Origin of the sequence: Comamonas sp. F1-6, from assembly GCF_039581415.1 — a bacterium.
Classification (GTDB): Bacteria; Pseudomonadota; Gammaproteobacteria; order Burkholderiales; family Burkholderiaceae_C; genus Comamonas; species Comamonas thiooxydans.
Genome location: NZ_JBCPWN010000004.1, coordinates 262,382 through 286,407 on the forward strand (window position 1 = coordinate 262,382; position 24,026 = coordinate 286,407).

Here is a 24,026-nt window from a genome sequence, read left to right on the forward strand (position 1 = left end):
AACTGGACCCGAGGGTACGCCCAATATGGGCGACGCGGGTTACGGTTTGTCCAAAAAGTGTCTATCTACTGTTGGTTGTTGAAAGAGCTTGACTTATGGGCCCTATGGACCGGTACCCAAGCGCAACAAGCCGCGCAGCGGGCGGCTTGTTGCGATGGAGGCGGGCAGAATCAGTTCATGCCATCGGGTACGAACACATAGCCCACGCCCCAGACGGTCTGGATATAGCGTGGTGCGGCAGCGTCTTCCTCGATCAGCTTGCGCAGGCGGGAAACCTGCACGTCCAGGCTGCGGTCGAACGGCTCGAATTCGCGGCCACGGGCCAGCAGGGCCAGCTTTTCGCGCGACAGAGGCTGGCGCGGGTGGCGCACCAGGGCCTTGAGCATGGCGAATTCGCCGGTGGTGAGTGGCAACTCCTCGCCATTCTTTTGCAGCACGCGAGTGCCCAGGTCGAAGGTGAAGGGGCCAAAGGTCACCACCTCGTTGTCGCCCGAAGGCGCGCCCGGTGCTTCCTGAGGCGGACGGCGGCGCAGCACGGCATGGATGCGGGCCAGCAGCTCGCGGGGGTTGAAGGGCTTGCCCAGATAGTCGTCGGCGCCCACTTCCAGGCCCACGATGCGGTCCACATCCTCGCCCTTGGCGGTCAGCATGATGATGGGAGTGCGGTCGTTGGCGGAGCGCAGGCGGCGGCAAATGGACAGGCCATCCTCGCCGGGCATCATCAGATCCAGCACGATCAGGTCGACAGTCTCGCGCAGCAGGATGCGGTTGAGCGCCTTGCCGTCCTCGGCAATCATGATCTCGAAGCCTTCCTGCGTCAGATAGCGGCGCAGCAGGTCGCGGATGCGTGCATCGTCATCCACCACGAGGATCTTGTCAGTACGGTTGTTCGTCGTTGCCATGATCGTCCTTGTCGATTTATTTGTAACTGGCCCATTGTTATCGCTAGATCAAAAAAATCCAGCAAAACAAGGTCAAGTCTTGCTACTTGTTACGATTGTTGCGTTTATTAATGGAACAATAAATGTTTCATGAGGAACTTTTCAAGAGTATTTTGCACTATTGTTTCAGTGTTTGTTCTGTTGGTGTGTCGAATGTGGAGTATTCGTACATAAAGTCACACTCTGGGCTGACATGCTGCGCTGCAGCGACTTTGCGCAATGGTGAAATGCATGTGTATCTGCATGGCCTGATTTACTTACAAGGGTGAACCGCATGAATCAATTTTCCAAGTCTTCCTCTTCCTCTCGCGCCGCGGCTGCCGCACTTGCGCTGGCTGCGGCCTGCGCTGGCGGCAATGTATGGGCCCAGGGCGCCGCGCGTGACATGCATAGACCTGCCAATGTGGTGCAGCTGTCGGCTCAGGGAACCGTGGAGGTCAAGCAGGACTGGATGACGGCAACCCTGTCGGCCAGCAAGGATGGCCGCGATGCCGCGTCCGTTCAGTCCCAGCTGCAAAAGATCGTGGAGTCCGCCATGACCACGCTGCGTAACGATGCGCAAGGTCGGCAGATGGAATTGAGCACCGGTAATTTCTCCATCTCGCCGCGTTATGGCAACAATGGCAAGATCGAAGGCTGGCAGGGCCAAGCAGAGATCGTGCTGCAGGGGCGCGACTTCGTGCGCATCACTCAGGCAGCGGCCAAGGTGCAGGACATGACGTTGGCCAGCATGAGCTTCGGCCTCTCGCGCGAAGCACGGGAAAAGGTGGAGGGCGAAGCCCAGGCCAAGGCGATCGAGAGCTTCCGCCAGCGTGCTGCGGCCATCTCCAAGAGCTTCGGTTTTGCGGGCTACAGCCTGCGCGAGGTCAATGTGAGCAGCAGCGGCGGCGGCGGGCATCCCATGCCTCGCCCGCGCATGATGAGCATGGCCAAGGCCAGCTATGCGGATGCCGCACCCGTGCCGGTGGAGGCGGATCGCACCGAGGTGACGGTCAGCGTCGGTGGCTCGATTCAGATGCAGTGATCGGATCCGCGCGGCGTGTATAAAAAAGGAGCAGCTTGCGCTGCTCCTTTTTGATTTTCATCATGATTTGATGCTGAATATGTTTTCTGGCAAGCGCTAGATGCTATCTAATTGATAGACGCATGCGCTGGAGCCGAGCGGCTTTTATTGTGCGGCCCAGCCGCCGTCCATATTCCATGCCACGCCGCGCACATTGTTGGCCGCGGCCGAGCAGAAGAAGACAGCCAGCTCGCCTAGCTCTTCGGGCGTGGTGAACTGCATCGAAGGCTCTTTCTCTCCCAGCAGCTGCCTGGTGGCGTCTTCATTGCTGATGCCTTGGGCGGCAGCCTTCGCGTCCACCTGCTTTTGTACCAGCGGCGTGAGCACCCAGCCGGGGCAGATGGCGTTGCAGGTCACGCCGGTGGTGGCGTTTTCCAACGCCGTCACCTTGGTCAGGCCGACGATGCCGTGCTTGGCGGCGACATAGGCCGATTTTTCGGCCGAGCCGACCAGGCCGTGCACCGAAGCCACATTGATGATGCGGCCCCAGTTGGCCTGCTGCATGGCGGGCAGGGCCAGGCGCGTGGTGTGGAAGGCGCTGCTCAGGTTGATGGCGAGGATGGCATCCCACTTCTCCACGGGGAAGTCCTGCACCTTGGCCACATGCTGAATGCCGGCGTTGTTGATCAGGATGTCGACGCGGCCGAATTCGGCCGCGGCGTATTTCATCATGGCTTCAATGTCGGTGGCCTTGCTCATGTCCGCTCCGTGGTAGCCGACTTCGATGCCGGCTGCTTTGCCGGCATCAAGCACCTGGGCGCGTGGTGCTTCGACATCGCCAAAGCCGTTGAGCACGATATTGGCACCCTGGCGTGCCAGAGCGATTGCGATACCTAGGCCGATTCCGCTGGTCGATCCCGTCACGAGAGCGGTTTTGCCTTTCAACATGGACATACAAGGTCTCCGAATGAATTACGATGCGACGACAGCCATTATCGGCCCCGGTCTTGAAAACGCGTTCTCCATGAATCAACCTACGCTGAATTACGTATCGTGTCCCGGAGCCTCTGCAACGGCTCCCACCTGGGCCAGTGCTCAGCGCCGCCAACAGGTCGAGGCTCAGCCCGAGGGAACGCACCGCATGGCGTACTGGGAATGGAACCATACCGGCAATCCAAGACATCCTCATGTCATCGTCTGCGTGCACGGCCTCTCACGCCAGGGGCGAGACTTTGATGTGCTGGCCGCCGAGCTCAGCCGTTTTGCCCGCGTGATCTGCCCCGATGTGGTGGGGCGCGGCGAAAGCGACTGGCTGGCCGACCCCATGGGTTATCAGCTGCCGTTGTATGCGGCCGATATGTTGGCGCTGCTGGCCCAGTTGCATGCTCAGGCACCGATTGAAACCCTGGACTGGGTCGGTACCAGCATGGGTGGCTTGATCGGGATGGGTGTCGTGGGGCAGCCCGGTCTGCCGCTGCCGGTGCCTGTTCGGCGGCTGGTGCTCAACGACGTAGGGCCGGCGATTGAATGGGAGTCGCTGGAACGAATCGGCTCCTATGTCGGAAAAGGCTTGCAGTTTCCCAACTTTGAGAGCGCTGCTGCTGCCATGCGCTTGATTTCCGAGGGATTCGGCCCACATAGCGATGAGCAATGGAGCCGGCTCTCGCAAGCCATGATCAAGCCAGATGCCCAAGGGGGTGTGGTGCTGCATTACGACCCCCGTATTGCAATGCCCATGGCACAGATGACGCGCGAGACTGCTCAGGCCGGTGAGGCCTTGCTCTGGCAGCTTTACGACCAGATCAAGGCACAGGTATTGCTTATCAGAGGGGCCGAGTCCGATCTGCTTTCCAGCCGTACCGCCAAGGCCATGACCGAGCGTGGCCCCAGGGCGCATTGCACGGAACTGCAGGGCGTGGGACATGCTCCAACGTTGGTAGTGCCGGGGCAAGTGGCGTTGATACAAAAGTTTTTACAAGGGGATAAGGGTTTGCCTGCGAACATCAGTCTTGCGCAGCAGGCCCAAGAGGAAGCTGCATGAAGACCAGCGATACCGTAACCACAGTTTCTGACGCCGCACCCAAGCTCACGGAGCCTACGCCGCATCTGATTACCGCCACATCCGAGGTTTTGCCCGATCAAGTCAATGCGCTGGTGCGCGCCCGTGCCTTTGCAGAACCTCTGATTGCCGGCGAAGTCATGGAGACCGGTGAAAACACCCTGACCCATGCCGACGCCGTTGCCGCCATCCTCAAGAAAATCGGTGGCTCGGAAACCATGCAGGCGGCCATTTATCTGGTGCATGCCAGCGTGCACCTGAACAAGCCGCAGGAAGTGATTGCCAAGGCGTTTGGAGACAATTTTGCGACCCTGGCAGTCGAAACCATCAAACTCATCCGGGTGCAGCAGCAGGCGCGAGACGCCGAGCTGAGCAGCCAGCATGTCGATGGCGTGGCCACCCAGACCGAGAACGTGCGCAAGATGCTGCTGGGCTTTTCGCGCGATCTGCGCGTGGTGCTGCTGCGCCTGGCGTCGCGCCTGCAGACGCTGCGCTACTACGCGGCTGAGAAGAGTCCGGTTTCACCCAGCATCGCGCGCGAAGCTCTCTATGTCTTTGCGCCGCTGGCCAACCGTCTGGGAATCTGGCAGATCAAATGGGAGCTCGAAGATCTGGCTTTCCGTTTTCTGGAGCCCGATACCTATCGCCAGATCGCGCGTCTGCTCGACGAAAAGCGGGTCGAGCGCGAAGCCTATATGGAGCAGATGCGTGCGCGGCTCGAGGCCGACTTGCGCGCCCACAGCATCAGCGCCTCCGTTCAGGGGCGTCCCAAGCACATATACAGCATCGTCAAGAAGATGCGCGGCAAGTCGCTGAGCTTTGACCAGCTGTTCGATATCCGTGCCATGCGCGTCATCGTGCCTACGGTCAAGGACTGCTATGCAGCCCTGTCCTGGGTGCATGAGCAATTCACACCGCTGGAAAAGGAGTTCGACGACTACATCGCCAAACCCAAGCCCAACGGTTATCAGTCTCTGCACACGGTGGTGCGCGATGAAACCGGCCGCACCATAGAGATCCAGATCCGCACCCAGGCCATGCACGACCATGCCGAGCATGGCGTGGCCGCGCACTGGGCTTACAAGGAAGCCGGCACCAAAGGCTATGCGGGCGTGTCTGCGTCCAGCGAATATGACGCCAAGATCGCCGTGCTGCGCCAGTTGCTGGCCTGGGGCAGCGACCTGACGGGCTCGGCCCAGCGTGGTCTGTTTGAAGATCGCATCTATGTGCTGACTCCCGATGCGGCCGTGATCGAGCTGCCGCAAGGGGCCACGCCGGTGGACTTCGCCTACTCGGTGCACACCAGCCTGGGCCATCGTTGCCGTGGTGCGCGTGTGGACGGGGCCATGGTGCCGCTGAACACCGCTCTGGAAAGCGGCCAGACGGTAGAGATCAACACGGCCAAGGAAGACCGCCCCTCCCGCGACTGGCTCAATGCCGAGCTGGGTTATCTGGTCAGCAACCGCGCCAAGGCCAAGGTGCGCGCCTGGTTCAATGCCCAGGCTACGCATGAAACCGTCTCGCGCGGGCGCGAGGCCGTTGAAAAGCTGCTGCAGCGCGAAGGCAAGACGGCGATCAAGCTTGAAGAGCTGGCGGCACAGCTGGGCTTCAAGTCTGCCGATGCACTGTTTGAAGTCGTGGGCAAGGACGAGTATTCACTGCGCAATATCGAAGTCGTGCTGCGTCCCAGTGAAGAAACGCCAGAGGAAGATGCATTCACGCCGGTGCGCAAGGCGCGTGGGCATGACTCGTCGCGAGGTGGAGTGCTGGTGGTGGGCGTCGATTCGCTCATGACCCAGCTCGCCAAATGCTGCAAGCCGGCTCCTCCGGACGAGATCGGCGGCTTTGTGACCCGTGGCAAGGGCGTGAGCGTTCACCGCTGCGATTGCTCGAATTTCCGCGAGATGATGGCCAAGAGCCCGGAGCGTGTCATCGAGGTCGACTGGGGCACCCCCAAGCATGTGGACAAGGGTGGACCGGTTTACCCTGTGGACGTTGCGGTGGAGGCGGCCGACCGTCAAGGCTTGCTGCGCGATATCTCGGACGTGTTTGCACGCGAGAAGACCAATGTCATCGGAGTGCAGACCCAGTCCGTCAAGGGGACGGCATGGATGACGTTCACGGTGGAAGTGGCAGATTCGGGTCGTCTCAACAAGGTACTTGGCATCGTCGCCAGTGTCTCCGGCGTTCGCTCGGCCAGAAGGCGCTGATGTAAGTCCCGATTGCGCACTGACAGTGCTCGATGACAAGAAAATGTTAGCTCTCAAAAAATGAGTGAAAAACCCGTGCTACAATTGCTTCATCGAACAGAACAACAGGCGCGTAGCTCAGCTGGTTAGAGCACCACCTTGACATGGTGGGGGTCGTTGGTTCGAGTCCAATCGCGCCTACCAAACGTGCAGACGAAGCCAGAGTTTGCAACAGAAAATGCCCGCTGAAAAGCGGGCATTTTTGTTTTGTCGGTATGAAGCCAGCCGTTAGCGGAAAACGGCATTCAAACAGACATTTTGTCGCAGCTGTCGGTTGATTTCTGCCAGTGTCCAGATCGCGCATCCCGATCACCGTCCAGAGCGGAGTCGTGGTTCAGGATTGAGCCGCCCCTCGCAATATAGCGGCTCTTGACTCCGTACCGATTCGCTGTCACAGCACATGCATGACGGCGCAATGCCTGCACCAGAGATGCCAATAACGCACGTTGTCTGCCTGGCTGCTTGCAGTCCAGACACACTTGCTAGAAAGCCGGATTCAATTCCAGCAGCAAGTTCGAGGAGCCGGGAGTCACCGAGAGCGACTGGCTGTAGATATCTCCTGCTCGTGGCATGGCTTGGCCGTCCAGCGACAGCCGCGCCTGCAAACGTAGCTCCGGGAATGACGACAGCGAAACTGCAGGATCGAGCAGGTTCTCCGGTCCCAGCGTGAAATGTGTCGGCAGGGCGGTCGCAGGCAGGCGCAGCACTGCCACAGGCCGGGGGTGACCGTCGGCGCGAGCCACGACAAAGACTTGAGCCTTGGCCAACCGGGACAGTTCAGATGGATTGGCCTTGGAGGCTGCCCATCGCAATTCTCCGCTCAGGCGGCTCTTGGATGCGGCCGCAGTTTTGGCAGTGATGCTCGAGCTGTCTTCAGACGCCAAAGCCTCCAGCTTGAGCAGGTCGTCCTGCACGCGCAGCGCCATGTCCGATCCGGGCTCCAGCTGCGCCAGCAGGGCCCGCCAATGCTTGCCCGCCTCATCCAGCTGGCCATGGCGCACGGCGGCACTGCCGGCAAGGGCCAGCGCCTTGGGTTGGCTCTGCTGCAACTGCAGTGCCTGGGCGATGGCCTTGCCGGCCTCGCCATCCAGATCACCGCCCTGGGCCGATGCCAGCGCGTCGGCCAGATCGGCCCATAACCTCGCCTGGACTTCCTCATCCATCGCGCTACGCCGCGCCTCCTGCAAAGCCTGCCGGTATGCCTGGGCCGCAGCGTCAAATAGCTCCAGAGTCTCATAGGAGCGGGCCAGCATCACCCAGCCAGGCAGGTTCCGGGGTTGTTCCTCAAGACGCCGGGCCAGCCCATCCACCATGGCCTGCACTTGCGTATCGCCCGCGCCGTCTCCGTGCGCGTCGGGCTGCTCCTGCGCCAGCTGCGCCGCAGCCTTTGGGTCACCCACCTGCAGGTACAAAGCGAACGCGGCGACAGGGAGCAGCACCGCCAACAACAGCGCGCTGCCACGGCGCAGCCATGGACTTTGGCGCCAGGCAACGGATGCTCGGGGTCTGTCCAGTTCTCTGAGCAGACGCCGCTGCAGTTCTTCGACCGCTTGAGCGTGGTCGGTCTCGCTCAGGCGCCCCCCTGAGCGCTCCAGCTTCAGCTCGGCCAACTGGGCCTGGTAGAGGCGGCGCAGCGCTTCTTCAGGATCGCTGGCGGGCGATGGGGCCTCGGCCAGCAGAGGCGGCAGCAGTACAGCCAGGCTCAGAAGCATCAGGGCGATGGCACCCAGCCACAACCAGTGCATGGCGCTCATTGGCGTTCCTCCTTCGAGGTCGTGTCCAGCCATTGACGTGCACGGTCTCGTTGCTGCGCAGTGAGTGGCTCGTCCGGCATGCTCCTTTGGCGCAGTGTGCGCCGCAGCAGGACAAAGCCGCCAAGCGCGGCAAGGAACGGGCTGCTCCACAGCAACCAGGTCGATGGCTTCCAGGGCGGGTTGTAGCGCACAAAGGAGCCATAGCGCTGTTCGAAGAAGTTGATCACCTGCTCATTGCTATGGCCCTGCTCGAGCTGGTTGCGGATCTCGCGGCGCATGTCCTCGGCCATGGGGGCACGCGATTCGGCCACGGTCTGGTTCTGGCAGACGACACAGCGAAGCTGAGCGGCCAGCGCCATTTCACGATCCAGCAGTTCCTGGTCCCGAGCGGTCTGCCCGGCCTGGGCCAGCATTGCCATGCAGGCCAGCAAGGCCGCTGTGAAGGCAGCGCCGATACTTCGCGGTTTCATTGCAGACTCCTGATGACCGGCAGCAGCCGATCGCGCCATATCTCTGCGGTTACCGGGCCCACGTGGCGATAGCGCACGCGGCCCTGGCTGTCGATGACAAAGGTTTCCGGCACTCCCTGGATGCCGAAGTCCATGCCCACGCGGCCATCGCCGTCGATGGCTGAAGCTCGGTAGGGGTTGCCCGCCACCCGCAGCAGCGCGCGAGCCTTGTCCGGCTGATCCTTGTAGTTCAGGCCGTAGACGGCGACCGCGTCGCGCTTCGAGAGTTCGGCCAATACGGGTAGCTCCTGCCGGCAGGGGGCGCACCATGAGGCCCAGACATTGAGCAACCAGGCCCGGCCTCGCAGGTCCTGCAGATGCAAGACTTGCTGCTGATCTTCGAGCAGAGGGCGGTCTATGGCCGGTGCGGGCTGTTCCAGCAGCGCCGAAGGCAGGGCCCGTGGGTCACGCTGCAGGCCAAGCCCGAGCATGATGGCCAGGCCTAAAAATATTGCCAGGGGCAGGACAAAGCGCATCAGACAGCTCCTTGCAGGGCCGGAGCGCCGGACTGGTGATGCGCTCGCTGCTTGGCTGTACGAAAGCGTCGGTCCATAAGGCTCAGGCCCGCGCCCAGCGCCATCATCAGCGTGCCTATCCAGACCCAGTCCATGAAAGGCTTGACCTGTAGGCGCACGGTCCAGCGCAGGCCCTGATCGTCCAGTGGATCGCCCAGGGCCACGAAAACGTCGCGTGTCCAGCCGCTGTCAATGGCGGCCTGGCTCAGCGCCATGCCCTGGGCGCGGTAAACCCGCTTCTCGGGAAACATGCTCCAGCTGTCCAGCCCCGCTCGGCTGACGGTGAATTGGGCACGCTGCGCGTCATAGTTGGGGCCGGCTGTCGGACCAAGGCTGTCGAAGCGGAAGCGGTAGCCACCCGCCTCGGCAGTCTCACCCTGCGCCAGCGTGGTCTCGTGCCGGCTCTCCAGCCCGTCGGCCAGGCTTACCGCCAGCACGAACACGCCCGCACCGGCATGGGCCATCAGCATGCCCCACCAGCCCCAGGGCTGGCGCGACAGGCGCTGACCCAGATGGCCGATTTCCAGGCCTTGCCCCAGGCGCTGCCAGATATGGGCCAGTGTGCTGAGCAGGCACCACAGGCCCAGGGCCAGGCCCAGCAAGGTGGCCGGGGACAGGCGCACACCCATCCAGCCGCCTGCCAGTGCCAGCACTGCCGAGCAGGCAAGGCTCAGCACGAGGGCCACGCGAAGGCGCCGCCACAGCTCGCCAACCAGGCTGCTCTTCCAGCGCGCCACCGTGCCCACGCCCATCAGGGCCAGGGCCGGCAGCACCAAAGGCAAAAAGACGGCCTGGAAGTACGGCGGCCCCACGGAGATCTTCTCGCCGCTCAGCACATCGAGCGCCAGCGGGTACAGCGTGCCTATAAGCACCGCCAGCGCGGCAGCGGTGAAGAGCACGTTGTTGATCAGCAAAAAGGTTTCGCGCGAGAGCATGGCAAATTCCCCGGAGCCGCGGCCCAGCTCCGGTGCGCGCCAGGCGAACAGCCACAGCGATGCTCCCACCACAGCCACGATGAAGCACAGGATGAAGAGCCCCCGCCCTGGGTCCACGGCAAACGCATGAACCGAGGTAAGCACGCCTGAGCGCACGAGAAAGGTACCCAGCAGGCTCAGCGAAAATGCGCAGATGGCCAGCAGGGCCGACCAGCTGCGGAAGGCGCCGCGCTGGTCGGTCACGATCAGCGAATGCAGCAGGGCCGTACCCACCAGCCAGGGCATGAAAGAGGCGTTTTCCACCGGGTCCCAGAACCACCAGCCGCCCCAGCCCAGTACGTAATAGGCCCAGGCGCTGCCCAGCAGAATGCCCAGTGTGAGAAAGCCCCAGGCCGCCAGCGTCCAGGAACGCGACCAGCGCGCCCAGGCCGCACCCAGCTCGCCCGAGATCAGTGCCGCAAGTGCGAACGCAAAGGGCACGGCAAAGCCCACATAGCCCATGTACAGCAGCGGCGGATGCAGCACCATGCCGGGATCCTGCAGCAAGGGGTTGAGGTCCTTGCCTTGCGCAGCCGCCGGGATCAGGCGTGCAAACGGGTTGGAGAGAAACAGCAGGAACAGCAGCAGGCCCACGCTGATCCATCCCAGCACCGCGAGCACGCGCGCCACGAAGGCCGGCGGCAGGTCTCGGCTGCGCCAGGCCACCGCCAGGGTCCAGCCCGAGAGCATGAGCTGCCACAGCAGCATGGAGCCTTCATGACCACCCCAGAACGCTGCCAGCTTGTAGGCCATGGGCAGGTCGCTATGGGAATTGGCCGCCACATACAGCACCGAGAAGTCTCCGCGCCAGAAGCACCAGAACAGGCTGGCCGAAGACAGCACGCACAACGCGCATAGCAAAAAGGCTGCGGGCCGGGCCAGCCTTACCCAGCCCGCCAGTCCCCAGTGGGCACCGGCCAGCGGCAGCACCGCCAGCAGCACTGCCGTAACCAGGGCCAGTACCAAGGCGAACACGCCAAGTTCAGCGATCATGTGCGGCCTCCGCTGGAGACGGCACCGGCGCTGTCCTGGCCGGCTTCCCTGACGGTGGCGTCGTCGGCAGACTTCTCCGACGGCTTGCCGGCGGCGTTTTTCAATGCATGGGCCGCTTCGGGCGGCATGTAGTTCTCGTCGTGCTTGGCCAGCACCTCGGAGGCCTGGAAGGCACCGTCCGCCTGCATACGGCCCGATACCACCACACCTTTGCCCTCGCGGAACAGGTCGGGCAGCAATCCTCGATACTGCACAGGCACACTGCGCACTTCATCAGTCACGGCAAAGCGCAGCAGCATTCCGTCGCCGCTGCGCTGCAGTGAGCCAGGCTCCACAAGGCCTCCCAGGCGAAAGGCCGCACCATGCGGAACCTCACCCGCATGAACCTGGCTGGGGCTGTAGAAGAACATCACATTGGAGTTGAGCGCTCGCAGCACCAGCGTGACGGCTGCGGCCATCAGCGCAAGTCCTGCCAACACCCACAGCAGGCGACGCTGGCGCGGCTTCATGGGTTCTCCCTGGCTTCGAGTCCGGACGCGGCTTCAGCCTTCAGGCGACGGCTGCGCACAAAGATGCTGATCAGCTCGATACCCAGCGCCATCGCGCTCACACCGTAGGCCAGAGCAATGAAAAAAGCATGATCCTGCATTACAGACTCTCCTCGCGGGCTCGCTCCAGAATCAGGCAACGTGCCCGTACCAGGGCGACGGCCAGCGTATAGGCCCAGCAGGCCAGCGCCATCAGCAGCATGCCGGCCAGCATGGTGTGTGTCATGCTGGGAGCTGTATCCATGCGGATACTCGCACCCTGATGCAGGGTGCTCCACCACTGAACCGAGAAATAGATGATGGGAACATTGACCACGCCAGCAAGCAGCACGATGGCGCCAGCGCCATCGGCCCGACGCGAATCCTCTATGGCCGAGACCATGGCCATATAGCCCAGATACAGGAACAGCAGGATCAGCTCCGACGTCAGGCGGGCATCCCATACCCACCAGGCCCCCCAGGTAGGCTTGCCCCAGGCAGCCCCGGTCCACAAGGCGATGGCTGTGAACAAGGCTCCCGTGGGGGCCAGGGCCCTTGCCAGCAGGGGGGAGAGACGGGTGCCGTAAATCAACCCCAGGGCAGCATGGAGCGCTGCCACCAGATAGATGAACATGGACATCCAGGCGGCCGGCACATGCAAAAAGATGATGCGGTAGACCTCGCCCTGTTGGTGATCCGTAGGTGCCAGTCCAAATCCGACCCATAGACCCGCAGCAGCCAGCACGGCAGCCAGCACGGCCATCCAGGGCCAGACTCGACCTGCCCAGTGGTAAAAAATCGGGGGCGAGGTCAGTTGGCGCCATTTGCGGCCGCTGGACCCTGCCGCAGGCGTCGGTGATGCATTGGAAGTAAGGGAATTCATATCACTCCAGCGCGAGGCGCAAGGCCGCTGCTATAGCCCAGGGGCCGGCCAGTAACGCCAGGCACAGGCAGGCCCCCAGCAGATTGAGAGCAGGCGCTGCACTCAGCCCTTGCTGCGCCTGGGCCACGGCATGGCTGCCAAAGATCAGGATGGGCACGCTCAGCGGCAGCACCACCAGAGCCAGCAGCAACTGCCCCCGCACACCCAGTGTCAGTGCTGCGCCCAGAGCCGCCAGCAGGCACAGGCTGGGCGTTCCCAGGGCCAGCGATGCCAGCAGAATGCTGACCACCGTCCCATCCAGGCCGTACTGCCAACCCAGCAAGGGAGCCACCAGCAACAATGGCAACACACCCAGCAACCAGTGCGTGGCCACCTTGAGGCCCACCAGCAGCGAAAGGGGCGCAGGCGCCAGCAACCATTGCTCCAGCGACCCGTCGGCCATGTCGCTCTCGAACAGCCGGTGCTGCCCCAGCAGCACGGCCAGCAAGGCCGCGACCCACACAATGCCCGGCGCAATCTGCCTCAGCAGGGGGGCGTCCGGCCCCAAAGCCAAGGGGAAAAGACTGCCCACCAGCACGAAAAAGAACAGCCCGCCCAAGGCATCGGAAGGCCTTCGAGCGGCCAATTTCAACTCTCTTGCGCACACAGCTCTCAGCAAACAGCCACCTTCTCATTCATTGCCGTCGTGACCACGGAGCGGGATAAGTCCAGCACCGACACCCGGGGCGTCGGCAGCACCAGGTTGCGGTGCGAAGCCACCACGGCCATTCCTCCTGAGGCCAGATGCTGCTCCAGTGCCTCGACCAGATATTGTTCGCCCTGGACATCCAGACAGTTGTCGGGTTCGTCCAGCAACCAAAACGGACGCTCGCCCAGCAAAACACGGGCCAGCCCCAATCGCCGACGCTGACCCTGGGACAGTCGGCCAAAAGGCCGTGCGACGACTCCCGTCAACGACAAGGCCTGCAAAACGGCTTGCACGCGTGCTTCATTCCAGCTCACAGCCATCAGATCCAGCGCAAAGCGCAGATTCTCCATCCCTGTCAAGGCGTCGCTCATTCCTGCTTGATGTCCCATATAGGCCAGTTGCCGCTGGTAGGCTGGATCCTGAGGGGACAGCGTACCGCCGCACCACTGGAGGCTTCCAGTACGCCATGGCAGAAGGCCGGCCAGACAACGCAGCAGGCTGCTCTTGCCCGCGCCGTTATGACCTCTGAGCATCAGGAGTTGACCGTCACCGAGTTCCAAGCCCAGATCGCGCAGCACCACTCGGCCGCCGCGTACACAACCCAGGCCGGATATACAAAGAAATCTGGAAGCAGCCGTGCCCAAGCCATTCATCCCGCTACTGCACCGACGCAACCGAAGCCTCAGCTGGCCCAGGTACTTTCTGACCTGGCGTGTCGCTGGGGCCCTGTCCGGGAGGAATGTGAGGCAGCTTGTGGGCAATGCCCTTGTGGCAGTCGATACAGGTTTTTTCCTTGCTGGCCAAATAGGTGCTGTGCATGTTCTGTGCACGCAAACTCTGCCGCGTCATATCCATGGAGTCGTAGTTATGGCAGTTGCGGCACTCCAGAGAATCATTGGCCTTGAAGCGAGCCCACTCGTGCTGCGCCAACTCCAGCCGCTTGGCTTCGAATTTTTCTGGCGTGTCGATTGTTCCGAAGATCTTGCCCCACACTTCCTTGGAGGCCTGCATCTTGCGAGCGATCTTGTCAGTCCAGTCGTGCGGCACATGACAGTTGGAGCACACGGCACGTACGCCCGAGCGGTTGGTGTAGTGGATCGTGCTCTTGAGTTCTGCAAACACGTTGTCCCGCATCTCGTGACAACCCGTGCAGAATTTCTCCGTATTGGTCAGCTCCATGGCGGTATTGAACGCGCCCCAGAAGAGGATGCCGCCGATGAAACCGCCGATGGTCAGAAAGCCCAGGCTGAAATGTACGCTGGGGCGGCGGATCACCGCCCAGTAGCGCTTGAGAAGTGTCAACATAGATGAGCCTCGTGCGCCGCAGCGTCAGTTTTTCTTGGATGTCTTGCCCGACTGGGACTGCAGGGCCTTCAGGATCACGGTATCCACATCTTCGAAGGTGTTGCTGACCAGAGGGCGGACGGCATCCTGAGCCACATGGCATTGCTGGCAGAAGTAGCGTCGCGTGGACACCTGCCCCAACATGTGCCCGTCGCGGTCCATATAGTGCGTGACCGATACCGGCACTGCCTGCGAGATCTCGGCCTTGGTTCGCGAATGGCAGTCCATGCATTTGTTGAAGTTCTTGTCCACCTGGTAGCCGTCCACGCGATGGGGGATCGTGGGCGGTTGCCAGGTGTAGTTGCGCGTGCGGCGCACGTCATCATTGACGGCATTGCCAAGCACTGGCGGCTTGGTTGCCTGCATGATGGGCGTGGGGCCACGCGCCGAGTCATAGAAGGTCTCCGCGATGGCGGCTGGCGTCCAGGCCATACCTATATTGAGCATGAGCAGCATGCCCACAAGCAGGACGAGTTTGCGGAAGAAGTTCATGGTCAACCTCTCTTTCGTCAAACCTTGGTGATTTTCACAGCGCACTTCTTGAAGTCCGTCTGCAACGAAATCGGGTCGGTAGCATCCAGCGTCACCTTGTTGATCAGCTGGCTGGCGTCGAACCAGGGGACATAGACCAATCCGCGCGGAGGCTTGTTGCGGCCGCGCGTCTCGACGCGCGTGCGCATGGAGCCGCGCCGCGAGGACAGCTCAACTTCACTGCCGCGGCGCACGCCCAGTGCCTTGGCATCGTCAGGGTGCATGTAGCACAGTGCGTTAGGCACGGCACGATGCAGCTCGGGTACGCGCCGGGTCATGGATCCTGAGTGCCAGTGTTCAAGCACTCGGCCCGTGGAAAGCCAGAACGGGTAATCCTTGTCCGGAGCCTCCGCCGGTGGTTCGTACGGCAAGGCAAAGATGTTGGCCTTGCCGTCGATATTTCCGTAGAACTGGTAGCCCGTACCGGCTTTCACATAGGGGTCCGAGCCTTCGCGGTAACGCCAGAGCGTTTCCTTGCCGTTGACCACGGGCCAGCGCATGCCGCGCACCTTGTGGTACTGGTCGAACGGTGCCAGATCGTGGCCATGGCCACGGCCGAACGAGGCGTACTCCTCGAACAGACCTTTTTGCGGATAGAAGCCAAAGGCCTTGGCTTCCTCGTTTTCATAGGCGGGGTCCATGTCGGCCAAGGGGAACTTGTCCACGTTGCCGTTGCGGTACAGCACCTCGAACAGGGTCTTGCCGCGCAGCTGGGGCTTCTTGGCCAGCAGTTCCTCGGGCCAGACTTCCTCGACCTTGAAACGCTTGGAAAACTCCATCAATTGCCACAGGTCGGAGCGCGCCTCACCAGGAGCCTTGACCAACTGGTGCCAAAAGTGGGTGCGGCGCTCTGCATTGCCGTAGGCGCCTTCCTTTTCGACCCACATGGCCGACGGCAAGATCAGATCGGCGGCTACGGCTGTGACTGTGGGGTAGACATCGGAGACCACCACGAAATTGTCAGGATTGCGGTAGCCCGGGTAGCCTTCCTGCGCCAGGTTGGCGCCGGCCTGTATGTTGTTGTTGACCATCACCCAGTAGGCATTGAGCCTGCCGTCCTTGAGCGCACGGTTTTGTTCCACGGCATGGTAGCCGGGCTTGGGTGGAATTGTGCCTTCGGGCAGCTTCCAGATGGTTTCAGCAGTCTTGCGATGCTCTAGGTTCGTCACCACCATGTCCGCTGGTAGGCGGTGCGAGAAAGTGCCCACCTCACGAGCCGTTCCGCAGGCAGAAGGCTGACCCGTCAGTGAGAACGGGCTGTTGCCGGGTGTGGCGATCTTGCCCAGCAGCAGGTGGATGTTGTAGACCATGTTGTTGGCCCATACACCGCGTGTGTGCTGGTTGAAACCCATGGTCCAGAACGACACCACCTTGCTATTGGGGTCTGCATAGAGCTCGGCAAGAGCCTTGAGACGGTTGGCCGGTACACCCGTGAGCTTGGTTGTGTACTCGAGCGTATAGGTGGATACGAACTTGGCGTATTCCTCGTAGTTTATGGACTTGGCACCGTTGGGGTCCTTGGCGTTCTTGGCAGCCTTCTGCAGGGGATGCTCGGGACGCAGCCCGTAGCCGATATCGGTGTTGCCGAGCTTGAAATTGCAGTGCTTGGAGACAAAGTCCTTGTTGACCCTGCCTGTGGTGATGATGTGGTTGGCGATGTAGTTGAGTATGGCCAGGTCGGTCTGAGGCTTGAAGGTCAGAGACATGTCCGCCAGCTCATACGAGCGGTGCTCGAAGGTGGACAGCACGGCCACCTTCACGCCCGGTGTGGACAGGCGCCTGTCGGTCACGCGCGTCCACAGCACCGGATGCATTTCAGCCATGTTCGAGCCCCATAGCACAAAGGCAGTCGCGGCTTCGATGTCGTCATAGCAACCCATGGGCTCGTCCATGCCAAAGGTGCGCATGAAGCCGGCAACTGCCGAGGCCATGCAGTGCCTTGCATTGGGATCAATGTTGTTGGTGCGAAAGCCTGCCTTGAACAGCTTGGAGGCGGCATAGCCCTCCCATACCGTCCACTGGCCGGAGCCGAACATGCCCACCGCGTCGGCGCCCTTGGCCTTGAGCGTCTTTTTGAACTGCTCTGCCATGACGTCGAAGGCCGTATCCCAGGAAACCTGCTGGAACTCGCCATCCTTGGCATAGCGACCATTCTTCATGCGCAGCAACGGCTTTGTCAGACGATCACCGCCATACATGATCTTGGACAGGAAGTAACCTTTGACGCAGTTCAGTCCCCGGTTGACCTCGGCCTCAGGGTCACCCTGAGTGGCCACTACGCGGTTGTCCTTGACGGCCACCATGACGCCGCAACCTGTACCGCAAAAGCGGCATGGCGCCTTGGACCACTTCAGGTCGGCAGCCATTGCTCCTGCATCCTGGGACAGAGCTTCTATGGGGATGCCTGCAACGGCCCCTGCGGCTGCGGCCGCAGATTGACGGACAAAATCACGCCTAGTGCTAGTCATGTGTTACCTCTTGGTTTAGCGACTGCCAGTTCTCAACATGTTGATAAACCAGGGACGCGTTGATTACGCCATCAAGCAGCTCAATCTGAGACACGCAATCAAGTATTTCTCTTGCATGGGGCGCTTCCAAGGTCACGACCAACTTGCCGGCCGGATGACTTCCATGTATTTGAGCGCCTTTGATCGTGACGATGCCAGCAGCTACTTGTGCCAATGCCTGGGGAAGCACATGCACAACCAGACTGGTGATATGCAAGTCGGTATGAGTTTCAATGGGCTCAGATTCTTCATGCATGTGGGGGACCACCGATGATCATCTGATAAAACCAGATCGCAAAGCCGTAAGACGCAATCAGTACAACGGCCAATATAGGTGCCATAACAACTGCGAGAAATGCGAAGCTGCGCAATTCCTCGGTACGAGTCGATTCAGGCTGAGGTTCTGTCATTAGCAATCCCCCTTGGCTTGGATGCCTGAGCATCCATGATTTGGCGATAGAGATCCGATAACGAACTTTGCCACGAGATTACCTACAAAATTGACTTGCAACAAGGTTCTTCTCGATTCGTTGCTTTGCATCAATTCCTTCATCAAGATTTCATTGAATCAATTGACATTCAAGTAAATGTCTCGGGAGTGGACTAAATAGCCGGCGGAATCAAGCGCGGCTTGGATCAGGCATCTGCAAACTGAATTCGCACCTTAATCTCGCACTGATCCGTTGAAGTTGGGACGTGAAATCTGGCCTGAAACCGATAGCCACCGCCTGCTGCTTGCTTGAAAACCGTCACTGAATCACCTGACCGCCATAGAGAGGTAATCGGGGTATTGTGCGGCCGTAATCAATGATGACAATCAGCGGGAGAAGCCAGGCCTGCACAAGAGATTGCTGCAGATCGTGGATTTAGTGGCTCAATACAGCGCAGGACCTCGCGGCATTCAAGACGCGCTCCTCTCGGCCAGACAGGAAGCGATAACGAGGCTCATGCGAACTCAACCTGGATTTGTGCAAGCTCAAGGCATCACCGTGCCGAGCACGATGTGCGTCGAACCAAAAAAAGCGCTCCACAAAAGCGCTTTATAGGAGCAAAAGGATCTAGGAGCAGTGCTTCGCTCCTGCTCGTCCGTCAGCCTGCATTGGACTGCCCCTAGGCATGTCTACCTTCTAAGGGAAAGTCCAATTGCAGTCTTAATGTCGCTTATAAGTTGCTCGTAATAGGTCGCGATGTGATGCGACAACCGCTGCTCAGAGGCTCAATCATCTCCAGCAGCCGCTTGTAGCCCGTGCGCTGCACCCGCCACTGACCGGCGACCCTGGTATAGAGGTCCTCGTACAGCGCACTGCCGGTGAGTATGGTCTGCTCATCCAGATTGATGAACAGATCATTGAGGTACCAGATGCCGGTGGCCGTGTCACCGTCGACCTTGATTTCCGGTGTATGCCCGTTGTGCATACCAAAGCGCCGATGGGTGAAGGCATTGCGGTAGAAGCTCATGGCTTCATCGATGCCATTGATCTCATACTGGTAAGTCGGGCTGTCGAAGCGAATATGGACATCATCGGCCAGAACGGTTTTCAGAAGCTCCAGATTGCAGGTGTCGATGCCGCGAAAGTAGCGCGCCTTGAGCTGCTTGATTTCTTCAATATCCAGAAGAGTTTGCATGCTGTTCTCCGCTGGAATTTAGTGAGGCAGGTAATGGCCGCCACTGACGTCCAGTTGGGCGCCGGTCACCACGCGCGCATAGTCGCTGGCCAGATACAGCGCGGCGGAGGCGCAATCGGCATCGTCGGGAATCTCGTTGCGCAAGGGAATCTGCTGGGCAATCACATCGACCAGAGATTCCATGGGTACGCCCTGGCGCTTGGCTTCCGCCTGGAAATAACCTTTGACCGGTGCGCCCCACATCCAGCCGTTGTAGGTGCTGTTGACGCGGATGCCGTAGGGCCCCAGGTCTTCTGCCAGATATTGCACAGCAGTCTTGAGCGCGCCTTTGGATACTGCGTAACCGGCTTCGAGCTGATTGGGGCGGCGCGTTGCCATGGTGTTGATCATCACAATGCTGCCGTCTTTTTGCTTTTTCATCTGCGGCACCACGGCCTGGGTCATGTTCATGGAGCCGTAGAGATTGACTTCCATGACCTTGCGCCAGTCATCCATGGAGGAGTTGCTCGAAGAGCCCCAGGTCCCGTGGGCATAGGCCGAGTTGATCAGCGCATCGATGCGGCCGAACCTGGCAACGGTCAGCTCTGCAAGCCGCTGGCACTGCTCGGGCTGCGAGATATCGGTGGACACTTTGAGCGTCTCGCAGGAGTGGCCGGCATCGCGAATCGCTTGCTCTGCCTCATCGAGCATGGACTGTGTGCGGGCTGCCAGCACCACGGCCTTGGCCTGATATTCCGCCGCGCGCAGGGCGAGCTTGATGCCCATGCCGGGGCCGATGCCAGAGATGATGATGACTTTGTCTTTCAGAAGCATATGGGTCTCCTTGGATATATAGCCTGGGGTTTTCTCAGAATGCAGCCCGGGTGCGGGCAAAGTGCAGCTCTTCCGCGCGGTGCTTGACATCCTCGGCGACCTGGTCAAAGGCGATCTTTACCCAGGCGCCATGCTCGCGCATGATGGTGTCGGCGTTCAGTCCCAGGAACTGGTCGGTGGTGAAGTAGGTGCAGCGGTTGGCGTCAATGGCTTCGATGTACTGATCCCGGCGCGCAGCGTCCTTGTTCTCGGGCACGGGGCGCTGTTCCCAGGACAGCAGTTGCTCGGGCTCAAACGCGACCAAGTATTCATTGACAGGCCAGATTTCCCCCGTCAGTGGATGGCGTGTTTTCATCTCGACCAAGTCATTGAGCTTGAGCCCACAGCGGATGTCGGGGCAGAAGCGATTCCAGAGACGGTAGTTCTCCAGATCGGCCAGCACTTCCCAGACCACGCTGGCGGGGGCATTGATTTCCACCTTGATGGAGGTGACGAGGTTGGCAGCTTTGGTCATTGGAGTGCTCGCTTCAGTTGATGGGCTTGGAGGTGATCTGCAACTGCTCGCTCAGCGGCTCCACGGTTTCAAGCAAGGTCTTGTAGCCCGTCTCTGCAATCCACCAGCGGCCATCGCGCTTGACATAACGGTCTTCATAGATCGCACCGCCATGCATATGCGTTTTCTCTTCGAGGTTGATGAAGACGTAGTTCAGATACCAGAGCGCGGTAGCTTCGTCTCCCTTGACCTCGATCTCCGGCGTGTGGCCGTTGTGCATGGCCAGGCGGGTCTTGGTAAAGGAGGTTTTGTAGAAGTCCAGCGCCTTGTCTATGCCTTCCAGATGGAATTCGTAAGCCGGGCTTTTGAAGGCCAGCTTGATGTCTGGCGTCAGCATGCCTTGCAGCAATTCCAGATTGCAGGTGTCGATGGCGCGAAAGTAGCGCGCCTTGAGCTGCTTGATCAACTCAATGGCTTCCAGGTCCAACATGTGTTTTGTCTCCGGTGGTAGTGGGTCAGTCTCAAGCGCTGACTTGATAGAAACTGGTGAGAATGCAATCGAGGCTGCTGAAATCCATGATGGGAGTCACAGATTCGGACATGTATTTCTGCCGCTGGCGCAGCAGGTCTTCATCTCCGTGCGTGTCATAGAAGCCGTGAGCACTGCCGATCGCGATATCGGGAAACTGCTCCTCAACGATGGCGTGGACTTCCGGTGCGTCTTCGGTCAAGCGTCGCACGACCAGGTTTTGCCGGTATCCGAAGATGGACTGCAGCGGGTAGGCATTGCTGCCATGGCCTTCACGCCAGTGAACCATCCATTCTTCAAAGTTCATGCCGACCGGCTTTCTGAACAGCGCCACCTGGCACATGCCCGGTGTGCGCTTGCCTAAAGCCACTTCAGCATCAAAACGCGCAATGCGCGCCTTGCGTTCTTCGGGGTAGGGCTCGGACTCGCAGACGAGATAGGCATGCAGGCTTGCCACCTGCTGCGCGATCAGTGCTTGCACCGGGCCCAGCATGGATGCGCTGTCCAGCCACAGACTGATCATTCCATTGAGAGGATGTTGGCTGAACGTGATGCGCTGGCTTGCGGCCTTGTCCATGGCGTCATCGACAACCATCACACGAATCCGCGAGGCACCACAGGCTTGCAGGGATCTTTGCAAATCCATCAGCGACTGGCGCCAACTTTCTGCCGAATGCCGTGCGGGGCGCCACAGGCTGAACATGATTTTTTCCATGAAAGCACCTCTTAGCTCTGGGTTGGCAGATGCCGGGATCGGTACAGCGCATAGTCGCGTTGCATCTGCTGCTCGCTCAGGCCAAAGGTCTCCAGGCTGTAGTCATGACCCGCACGCTTTTCCCGGCCGTTGCCAGACAGCCATTGCTGCGCATCGGTACGGGCTTTCTCGGTGAAGGGCATCTGGGCGAACTGATAGACAGCCTCCAGCACCTCCATGGGCTTGGCCACGGTGTCCGAGAAGTGGATATCCAGAAAGCGCCGGCTGTCCTGCTGCTCGCGCACTTGCATGGTGTGGTGAATACCACGCGCCATGCGGCTGTTCCACTGGCGGCCTGCAGAGCTTGGGTCAGGCTGGTCGCTGTAGATCTGCCACAGCGTATGCGCCATGCTGGCCATGGAAGGGATGGTCTGTGCGGGCTCGCGATGGGTCAGAATGACCTGAGCCTGGGGAAAGACGGACAGCAGAATTTCCAAAGTGTGCAGATGCTGCGGGGCTTTGAGCAGCCAGCGCTGGCCCTGCGCCTCGCCGCGCTGGCTCTTTTGCCATTGCAGAAACTGCAGCATCTTCTTGAGCTGCGTATAGACGGGGCGCTGATCCTGCTGGTCGAGCCAGGCGGTGTAGCTGGGCACATCGGCGTAAGCGTCCATGGCGCAGAGAAAGGAATGCTCCATGAGCATGAATTCCTCGTCGCACAGCGTGGCGCTCATGGGGTGGATGGACAGAATCTGGGGAATCGCCTCAATCGTCTGCGCCACTTCCGCCTTGGCCATTGCAATGCGGTTGGCGCAGTCCTGCGGGCCTTCGCCTTTCAGCGGCGCGGGGTAGCGGGTCTCCCACCAGGCTGCAGAGTAAAAGCGCGGGTCTACGGCCAGTGTTCGCTGCAGCATGGTGGTGCCGGTGCGCGGCAGGCCCACGATGACCAATGGGTCTTCGATCTCGATCTTCGAGATTTCGGGGAAGCGCTGGAGATAGTCCTCCATGAGCAGGCGATTGACCAACTGGCCCACGAGTCGCTCGCGCATCATGGCAATGCCGGTTGCAGACAGCTTGGCTTCGGTGTTCAGGGCTCGCGTCAGAACTTCCAGCGCTTGCCGGTAGTTGTCGTTGCCAAAATCTTTGAGGCCTGGTGCACGCTCACATGCAGCTTGCAGCAGTTCTTCGACGTGCAGAGTTTGGGGTGTCACAGGGGCATTCATACAGTCTCCAGCAACTGGTTTATTGAGATCACTTTGGTGGTGGGATGGCACTGCTCCTTGGCGCCAACCCAGCGCAGGCACATGGTTCCCTGGCGTACGCCGGCGGTTTGCAGCCAGTTGGCAATGCCGGGGTCTTTTTCGCTCAGCACCAGAGTGACGCCGCCGTTTTCGTTGTATTGCGCCTGGTGCTTGTTGATGCAGATCTGGTGGTAGCGGTAGTCCAGAGACTCCAGCCAGTAGTTATTGATCTGCAGATTCCAGAACGAGCATTCCGGCACCTTGTCGATATGAATGACCAGGGCCTGATCCTCGCGCAGTTCCCAATGCGAGTGGTAGTAGAAAATATTGGGATCACCGCCCACGGACTGGCAGTAGGCCTGATCGGCTGGCGGCAACTGATTGCTATGTGGAAGATAGCTTTGTGCCCAGTCGGCAAATAGCTTCGCCGTGTTCTCGACAAAGGACGTCACGCGCTGCAGCGATTGCGCCAGAACCAAGGGATCCAGAGGGCCGGGGGTGTCCGTGGTGCCAATGCGCTCGATGGCGAGCTTGGCGGGCACTTCGCTCTTGCGATCCATGAAGGTTTGGCGCACCAGCAGCGACACCGAGGCATCTTCCATGGGCAGCCAGTTACCCGGCTGCGGGTCACGGCTGACGATGAGTTCGAAGTCACCGTTCTCGTCAGTCTTGAGCTGTGTGGCGTCGATAAACCCGGTGACAACCATGCGGCCATCGGTTTCATAGCCGCCTTTTTGCGTGCAAAAGCTCAGGTACGAAACCGTGCCACGGTTGCCATGAATGCGGTATTTCATGGACCCGTTGAGGCGTGAGTATTCGTAGATGTTGTCCGGGTTGTCCGCGCCAATCTTGGCGGTTTCGTGCGAGGTCTTGAAGAAGCTGGGAAACGCCGGGTCGGCGAATTCCACATGCATCTCCAGCGCGATGCGCAGCAGTCGGGTCAGATAGCGATAGCCTTCTGCCCGCGTTGCGGGGTCGGCAGGGGTTTCGGGACGCAGAATCTGCTGGCCGCAGCGTTTGAGGTGATCGCAGAACTGCGACCAGGTTTCGCCGCTGAGCAGTTGCTCATTAATGGTTTGGGTATCCATGATCTGGCTTTCTTTGTGTGCCGCGCACTGCCAGGTGGTGGCTGTGTGCGGTGGGTGAAAGAAGAAAG

Annotated in this window: 26 protein-coding genes and 1 tRNA gene; 4 read left to right on the forward strand and 23 right to left on the reverse strand. The window is 60.5% G+C overall.

What is annotated here, in order from left to right; genetic code table 11:
• Window positions 1–170: 170 nt before the first annotated feature.
• On the reverse strand, window positions 171–902 hold the full coding sequence (ompR, locus tag AAIL66_RS06500; RefSeq protein ID WP_003055820.1) for a two-component system response regulator OmpR: 732 nt from the start codon (window positions 900–902) through the stop codon (window positions 171–173).
• A gap of 313 nt (window positions 903–1,215) precedes the next feature.
• On the opposite strand from ompR, the gene AAIL66_RS06505 reads away from it, so the two are divergent.
• The gene (locus AAIL66_RS06505; RefSeq protein WP_034351922.1) at window positions 1,216–1,965 is read left to right on the forward strand and encodes an SIMPL domain-containing protein; all 750 of its coding nucleotides are present in this window, start codon (window positions 1,216–1,218) and stop codon (window positions 1,963–1,965) included.
• Between the two features lie 144 nt (window positions 1,966–2,109).
• Here the strand turns inward: AAIL66_RS06505 and AAIL66_RS06510 are convergent, their stop codons facing one another.
• Window positions 2,110–2,892, reverse strand: coding sequence for a 3-hydroxybutyrate dehydrogenase (locus AAIL66_RS06510; RefSeq protein ID WP_343496294.1), 783 nt, complete (start codon window positions 2,890–2,892; stop codon window positions 2,110–2,112).
• Between the two features lie 76 nt (window positions 2,893–2,968).
• Between AAIL66_RS06510 and AAIL66_RS06515 the strand changes: the two genes are divergently transcribed.
• The 3 genes from AAIL66_RS06515 to AAIL66_RS06525 all read left to right on the forward strand — a co-directional run bounded on the left by AAIL66_RS06515 (window position 2,969) and on the right by AAIL66_RS06525 (window position 6,396).
• A complete protein-coding gene (locus AAIL66_RS06515; RefSeq protein WP_174447046.1) occupies window positions 2,969–3,985 on the forward strand; it encodes an alpha/beta hydrolase in 1,017 nt (338 codons plus the stop codon).
• Window positions 3,982–6,213: a bifunctional (p)ppGpp synthetase/guanosine-3',5'-bis(diphosphate) 3'-pyrophosphohydrolase gene (locus AAIL66_RS06520; protein WP_034351924.1), complete on the forward strand. Its 2,232-nt coding sequence runs from the start codon at window positions 3,982–3,984 to the stop codon at window positions 6,211–6,213. Before AAIL66_RS06515 ends, AAIL66_RS06520 begins: the two co-directional genes overlap by 4 nt.
• A 106-nt stretch (window positions 6,214–6,319) precedes the next feature.
• A tRNA-Val gene (locus AAIL66_RS06525) sits at window positions 6,320–6,396 on the forward strand.
• Window positions 6,397–6,734: 338 nt separating this feature from the next.
• Here the strand turns inward: AAIL66_RS06525 and ccmI are convergent.
• The 21 genes from ccmI to AAIL66_RS06630 all read right to left on the reverse strand — a co-directional run bounded on the left by ccmI (window position 6,735) and on the right by AAIL66_RS06630 (window position 23,958).
• On the reverse strand, window positions 6,735–8,006 hold the full coding sequence (gene ccmI, locus AAIL66_RS06530) for a c-type cytochrome biogenesis protein CcmI (protein WP_343496277.1): 1,272 nt from the start codon (window positions 8,004–8,006) through the stop codon (window positions 6,735–6,737).
• A complete protein-coding gene (locus tag AAIL66_RS06535; protein WP_034351928.1) occupies window positions 8,003–8,476 on the reverse strand; it encodes a cytochrome c-type biogenesis protein in 474 nt (157 codons plus the stop codon). The genes ccmI and AAIL66_RS06535 overlap by 4 nt, the downstream gene beginning before the upstream one ends.
• Window positions 8,473–8,991: a DsbE family thiol:disulfide interchange protein gene (locus AAIL66_RS06540; RefSeq protein WP_034351930.1), complete on the reverse strand. Its 519-nt coding sequence runs from the start codon at window positions 8,989–8,991 to the stop codon at window positions 8,473–8,475. The genes AAIL66_RS06535 and AAIL66_RS06540 overlap by 4 nt, the downstream gene beginning before the upstream one ends.
• On the reverse strand, window positions 8,991–10,997 hold the full coding sequence (locus AAIL66_RS06545) for a heme lyase CcmF/NrfE family subunit (RefSeq protein WP_343496278.1): 2,007 nt from the start codon (window positions 10,995–10,997) through the stop codon (window positions 8,991–8,993). Before AAIL66_RS06545 ends, AAIL66_RS06540 begins: the two co-directional genes overlap by 1 nt.
• Complete coding sequence (ccmE, locus tag AAIL66_RS06550; RefSeq protein WP_045839011.1) at window positions 10,994–11,506, reverse strand: cytochrome c maturation protein CcmE; 513 nt, start codon at window positions 11,504–11,506, stop codon at window positions 10,994–10,996. Before ccmE ends, AAIL66_RS06545 begins: the two co-directional genes overlap by 4 nt.
• A complete protein-coding gene (gene ccmD / locus AAIL66_RS06555) occupies window positions 11,503–11,646 on the reverse strand; it encodes a heme exporter protein CcmD (RefSeq protein ID WP_034392491.1) in 144 nt (47 codons plus the stop codon). Before ccmD ends, ccmE begins: the two co-directional genes overlap by 4 nt.
• Entirely contained in the window at window positions 11,646–12,407 is a 762-nt protein-coding gene (gene ccmC / locus AAIL66_RS06560) for a heme ABC transporter permease CcmC (protein WP_197577693.1), read from the reverse strand. The genes ccmD and ccmC overlap by 1 nt, the downstream gene beginning before the upstream one ends.
• 1 nt (window position 12,408) lies before the next feature.
• Complete coding sequence (ccmB, locus tag AAIL66_RS06565) at window positions 12,409–13,065, reverse strand: heme exporter protein CcmB (RefSeq protein WP_034351936.1); 657 nt, start codon at window positions 13,063–13,065, stop codon at window positions 12,409–12,411.
• Complete coding sequence (ccmA, locus tag AAIL66_RS06570; RefSeq protein WP_343496279.1) at window positions 13,059–13,748, reverse strand: heme ABC exporter ATP-binding protein CcmA; 690 nt, start codon at window positions 13,746–13,748, stop codon at window positions 13,059–13,061. Before ccmA ends, ccmB begins: the two co-directional genes overlap by 7 nt.
• A 4-nt stretch (window positions 13,749–13,752) precedes the next feature.
• Window positions 13,753–14,400 carry a cytochrome c3 family protein gene (locus tag AAIL66_RS06575; RefSeq protein WP_003070157.1) on the reverse strand — a complete coding sequence of 216 codons (648 nt, stop codon included), beginning with the start codon at window positions 14,398–14,400 and terminating at the stop codon, window positions 13,753–13,755.
• Window positions 14,401–14,424: 24 nt separating this feature from the next.
• On the reverse strand, window positions 14,425–14,931 hold the full coding sequence (locus AAIL66_RS06580) for a nitrate reductase cytochrome c-type subunit (RefSeq protein WP_343496280.1): 507 nt from the start codon (window positions 14,929–14,931) through the stop codon (window positions 14,425–14,427).
• 17 nt (window positions 14,932–14,948) lie between these two features.
• Entirely contained in the window at window positions 14,949–17,438 is a 2,490-nt protein-coding gene (gene napA, locus AAIL66_RS06585; protein WP_343496281.1) for a periplasmic nitrate reductase subunit alpha, read from the reverse strand.
• On the reverse strand, window positions 17,431–17,733 hold the full coding sequence (locus AAIL66_RS06590) for a chaperone NapD (protein ID WP_223305786.1): 303 nt from the start codon (window positions 17,731–17,733) through the stop codon (window positions 17,431–17,433). The genes napA and AAIL66_RS06590 overlap by 8 nt, the downstream gene beginning before the upstream one ends.
• Window positions 17,726–17,887 (reverse strand): periplasmic nitrate reductase, NapE protein, encoded by a 162-nt coding sequence (gene napE / locus AAIL66_RS06595; RefSeq protein WP_003070148.1) that lies wholly within the window; start codon window positions 17,885–17,887, stop codon window positions 17,726–17,728. The genes AAIL66_RS06590 and napE overlap by 8 nt, the downstream gene beginning before the upstream one ends.
• A 751-nt stretch (window positions 17,888–18,638) precedes the next feature.
• Window positions 18,639–19,103 carry a nuclear transport factor 2 family protein gene (locus AAIL66_RS06600; protein ID WP_034377518.1) on the reverse strand — a complete coding sequence of 155 codons (465 nt, stop codon included), beginning with the start codon at window positions 19,101–19,103 and terminating at the stop codon, window positions 18,639–18,641.
• A gap of 18 nt (window positions 19,104–19,121) precedes the next feature.
• On the reverse strand, window positions 19,122–19,916 hold the full coding sequence (locus tag AAIL66_RS06605) for an SDR family oxidoreductase (RefSeq protein WP_034392507.1): 795 nt from the start codon (window positions 19,914–19,916) through the stop codon (window positions 19,122–19,124).
• 34 nt (window positions 19,917–19,950) lie between these two features.
• Window positions 19,951–20,430: an SRPBCC domain-containing protein gene (locus AAIL66_RS06610; protein WP_034407943.1), complete on the reverse strand. Its 480-nt coding sequence runs from the start codon at window positions 20,428–20,430 to the stop codon at window positions 19,951–19,953.
• 13 nt (window positions 20,431–20,443) lie between these two features.
• Window positions 20,444–20,899: a nuclear transport factor 2 family protein gene (locus AAIL66_RS06615; RefSeq protein WP_034377520.1), complete on the reverse strand. Its 456-nt coding sequence runs from the start codon at window positions 20,897–20,899 to the stop codon at window positions 20,444–20,446.
• Between the two features lie 31 nt (window positions 20,900–20,930).
• On the reverse strand, window positions 20,931–21,653 hold the full coding sequence (locus AAIL66_RS06620) for a hypothetical protein (protein WP_343496282.1): 723 nt from the start codon (window positions 21,651–21,653) through the stop codon (window positions 20,931–20,933).
• An 11-nt stretch (window positions 21,654–21,664) separates the two neighbouring features.
• Window positions 21,665–22,852, reverse strand: a complete 1,188-nt coding sequence (locus tag AAIL66_RS06625; RefSeq protein ID WP_343496283.1) for a sulfotransferase — start codon at window positions 22,850–22,852, stop codon at window positions 21,665–21,667.
• Entirely contained in the window at window positions 22,849–23,958 is a 1,110-nt protein-coding gene (locus AAIL66_RS06630) for a DUF1214 domain-containing protein (RefSeq protein WP_045839151.1), read from the reverse strand. The genes AAIL66_RS06625 and AAIL66_RS06630 overlap by 4 nt, the downstream gene beginning before the upstream one ends.
• Between the last annotated feature and the right edge of the window lie 68 nt (window positions 23,959–24,026).

Coding starts and splice junctions, on each gene's coding strand:
- ompR (WP_003055820.1), bottom strand. CDS start 902: ATGGCAACGACGAACAACCGTACTGACAAGATCCTCGTGGTGGATGAC.
- AAIL66_RS06505 (WP_034351922.1), top strand. CDS start 1,216: ATGAATCAATTTTCCAAGTCTTCCTCTTCCTCTCGCGCCGCGGCTGCC.
- AAIL66_RS06510 (WP_343496294.1), bottom strand. CDS start 2,892: ATGTTGAAAGGCAAAACCGCTCTCGTGACGGGATCGACCAGCGGAATC.
- AAIL66_RS06515 (WP_174447046.1), top strand. CDS start 2,969: ATGAATCAACCTACGCTGAATTACGTATCGTGTCCCGGAGCCTCTGCA.
- AAIL66_RS06520 (WP_034351924.1), top strand. CDS start 3,982: ATGAAGACCAGCGATACCGTAACCACAGTTTCTGACGCCGCACCCAAG.
- ccmI (WP_343496277.1), bottom strand. CDS start 8,006: ATGAGCGCCATGCACTGGTTGTGGCTGGGTGCCATCGCCCTGATGCTT.
- AAIL66_RS06535 (WP_034351928.1), bottom strand. CDS start 8,476: ATGAAACCGCGAAGTATCGGCGCTGCCTTCACAGCGGCCTTGCTGGCC.
- AAIL66_RS06540 (WP_034351930.1), bottom strand. CDS start 8,991: ATGCGCTTTGTCCTGCCCCTGGCAATATTTTTAGGCCTGGCCATCATG.
- AAIL66_RS06545 (WP_343496278.1), bottom strand. CDS start 10,997: ATGATCGCTGAACTTGGCGTGTTCGCCTTGGTACTGGCCCTGGTTACG.
- ccmE (WP_045839011.1), bottom strand. CDS start 11,506: ATGAAGCCGCGCCAGCGTCGCCTGCTGTGGGTGTTGGCAGGACTTGCG.
- ccmD (WP_034392491.1), bottom strand. CDS start 11,646: ATGCAGGATCATGCTTTTTTCATTGCTCTGGCCTACGGTGTGAGCGCG.
- ccmC (WP_197577693.1), bottom strand. CDS start 12,407: ATGAATTCCCTTACTTCCAATGCATCACCGACGCCTGCGGCAGGGTCC.
- ccmA (WP_343496279.1), bottom strand. CDS start 13,748: ATGAATGGCTTGGGCACGGCTGCTTCCAGATTTCTTTGTATATCCGGC.
- AAIL66_RS06575 (WP_003070157.1), bottom strand. CDS start 14,400: ATGTTGACACTTCTCAAGCGCTACTGGGCGGTGATCCGCCGCCCCAGC.
- AAIL66_RS06580 (WP_343496280.1), bottom strand. CDS start 14,931: ATGAACTTCTTCCGCAAACTCGTCCTGCTTGTGGGCATGCTGCTCATG.
- napA (WP_343496281.1), bottom strand. CDS start 17,438: ATGACTAGCACTAGGCGTGATTTTGTCCGTCAATCTGCGGCCGCAGCC.
- AAIL66_RS06590 (WP_223305786.1), bottom strand. CDS start 17,733: ATGCATGAAGAATCTGAGCCCATTGAAACTCATACCGACTTGCATATC.
- napE (WP_003070148.1), bottom strand. CDS start 17,887: ATGACAGAACCTCAGCCTGAATCGACTCGTACCGAGGAATTGCGCAGC.
- AAIL66_RS06600 (WP_034377518.1), bottom strand. CDS start 19,103: ATGCAAACTCTTCTGGATATTGAAGAAATCAAGCAGCTCAAGGCGCGC.
- AAIL66_RS06605 (WP_034392507.1), bottom strand. CDS start 19,916: ATGCTTCTGAAAGACAAAGTCATCATCATCTCTGGCATCGGCCCCGGC.
- AAIL66_RS06610 (WP_034407943.1), bottom strand. CDS start 20,430: ATGACCAAAGCTGCCAACCTCGTCACCTCCATCAAGGTGGAAATCAAT.
- AAIL66_RS06615 (WP_034377520.1), bottom strand. CDS start 20,899: ATGTTGGACCTGGAAGCCATTGAGTTGATCAAGCAGCTCAAGGCGCGC.
- AAIL66_RS06620 (WP_343496282.1), bottom strand. CDS start 21,653: ATGGAAAAAATCATGTTCAGCCTGTGGCGCCCCGCACGGCATTCGGCA.
- AAIL66_RS06625 (WP_343496283.1), bottom strand. CDS start 22,852: ATGAATGCCCCTGTGACACCCCAAACTCTGCACGTCGAAGAACTGCTG.
- AAIL66_RS06630 (WP_045839151.1), bottom strand. CDS start 23,958: ATGGATACCCAAACCATTAATGAGCAACTGCTCAGCGGCGAAACCTGG.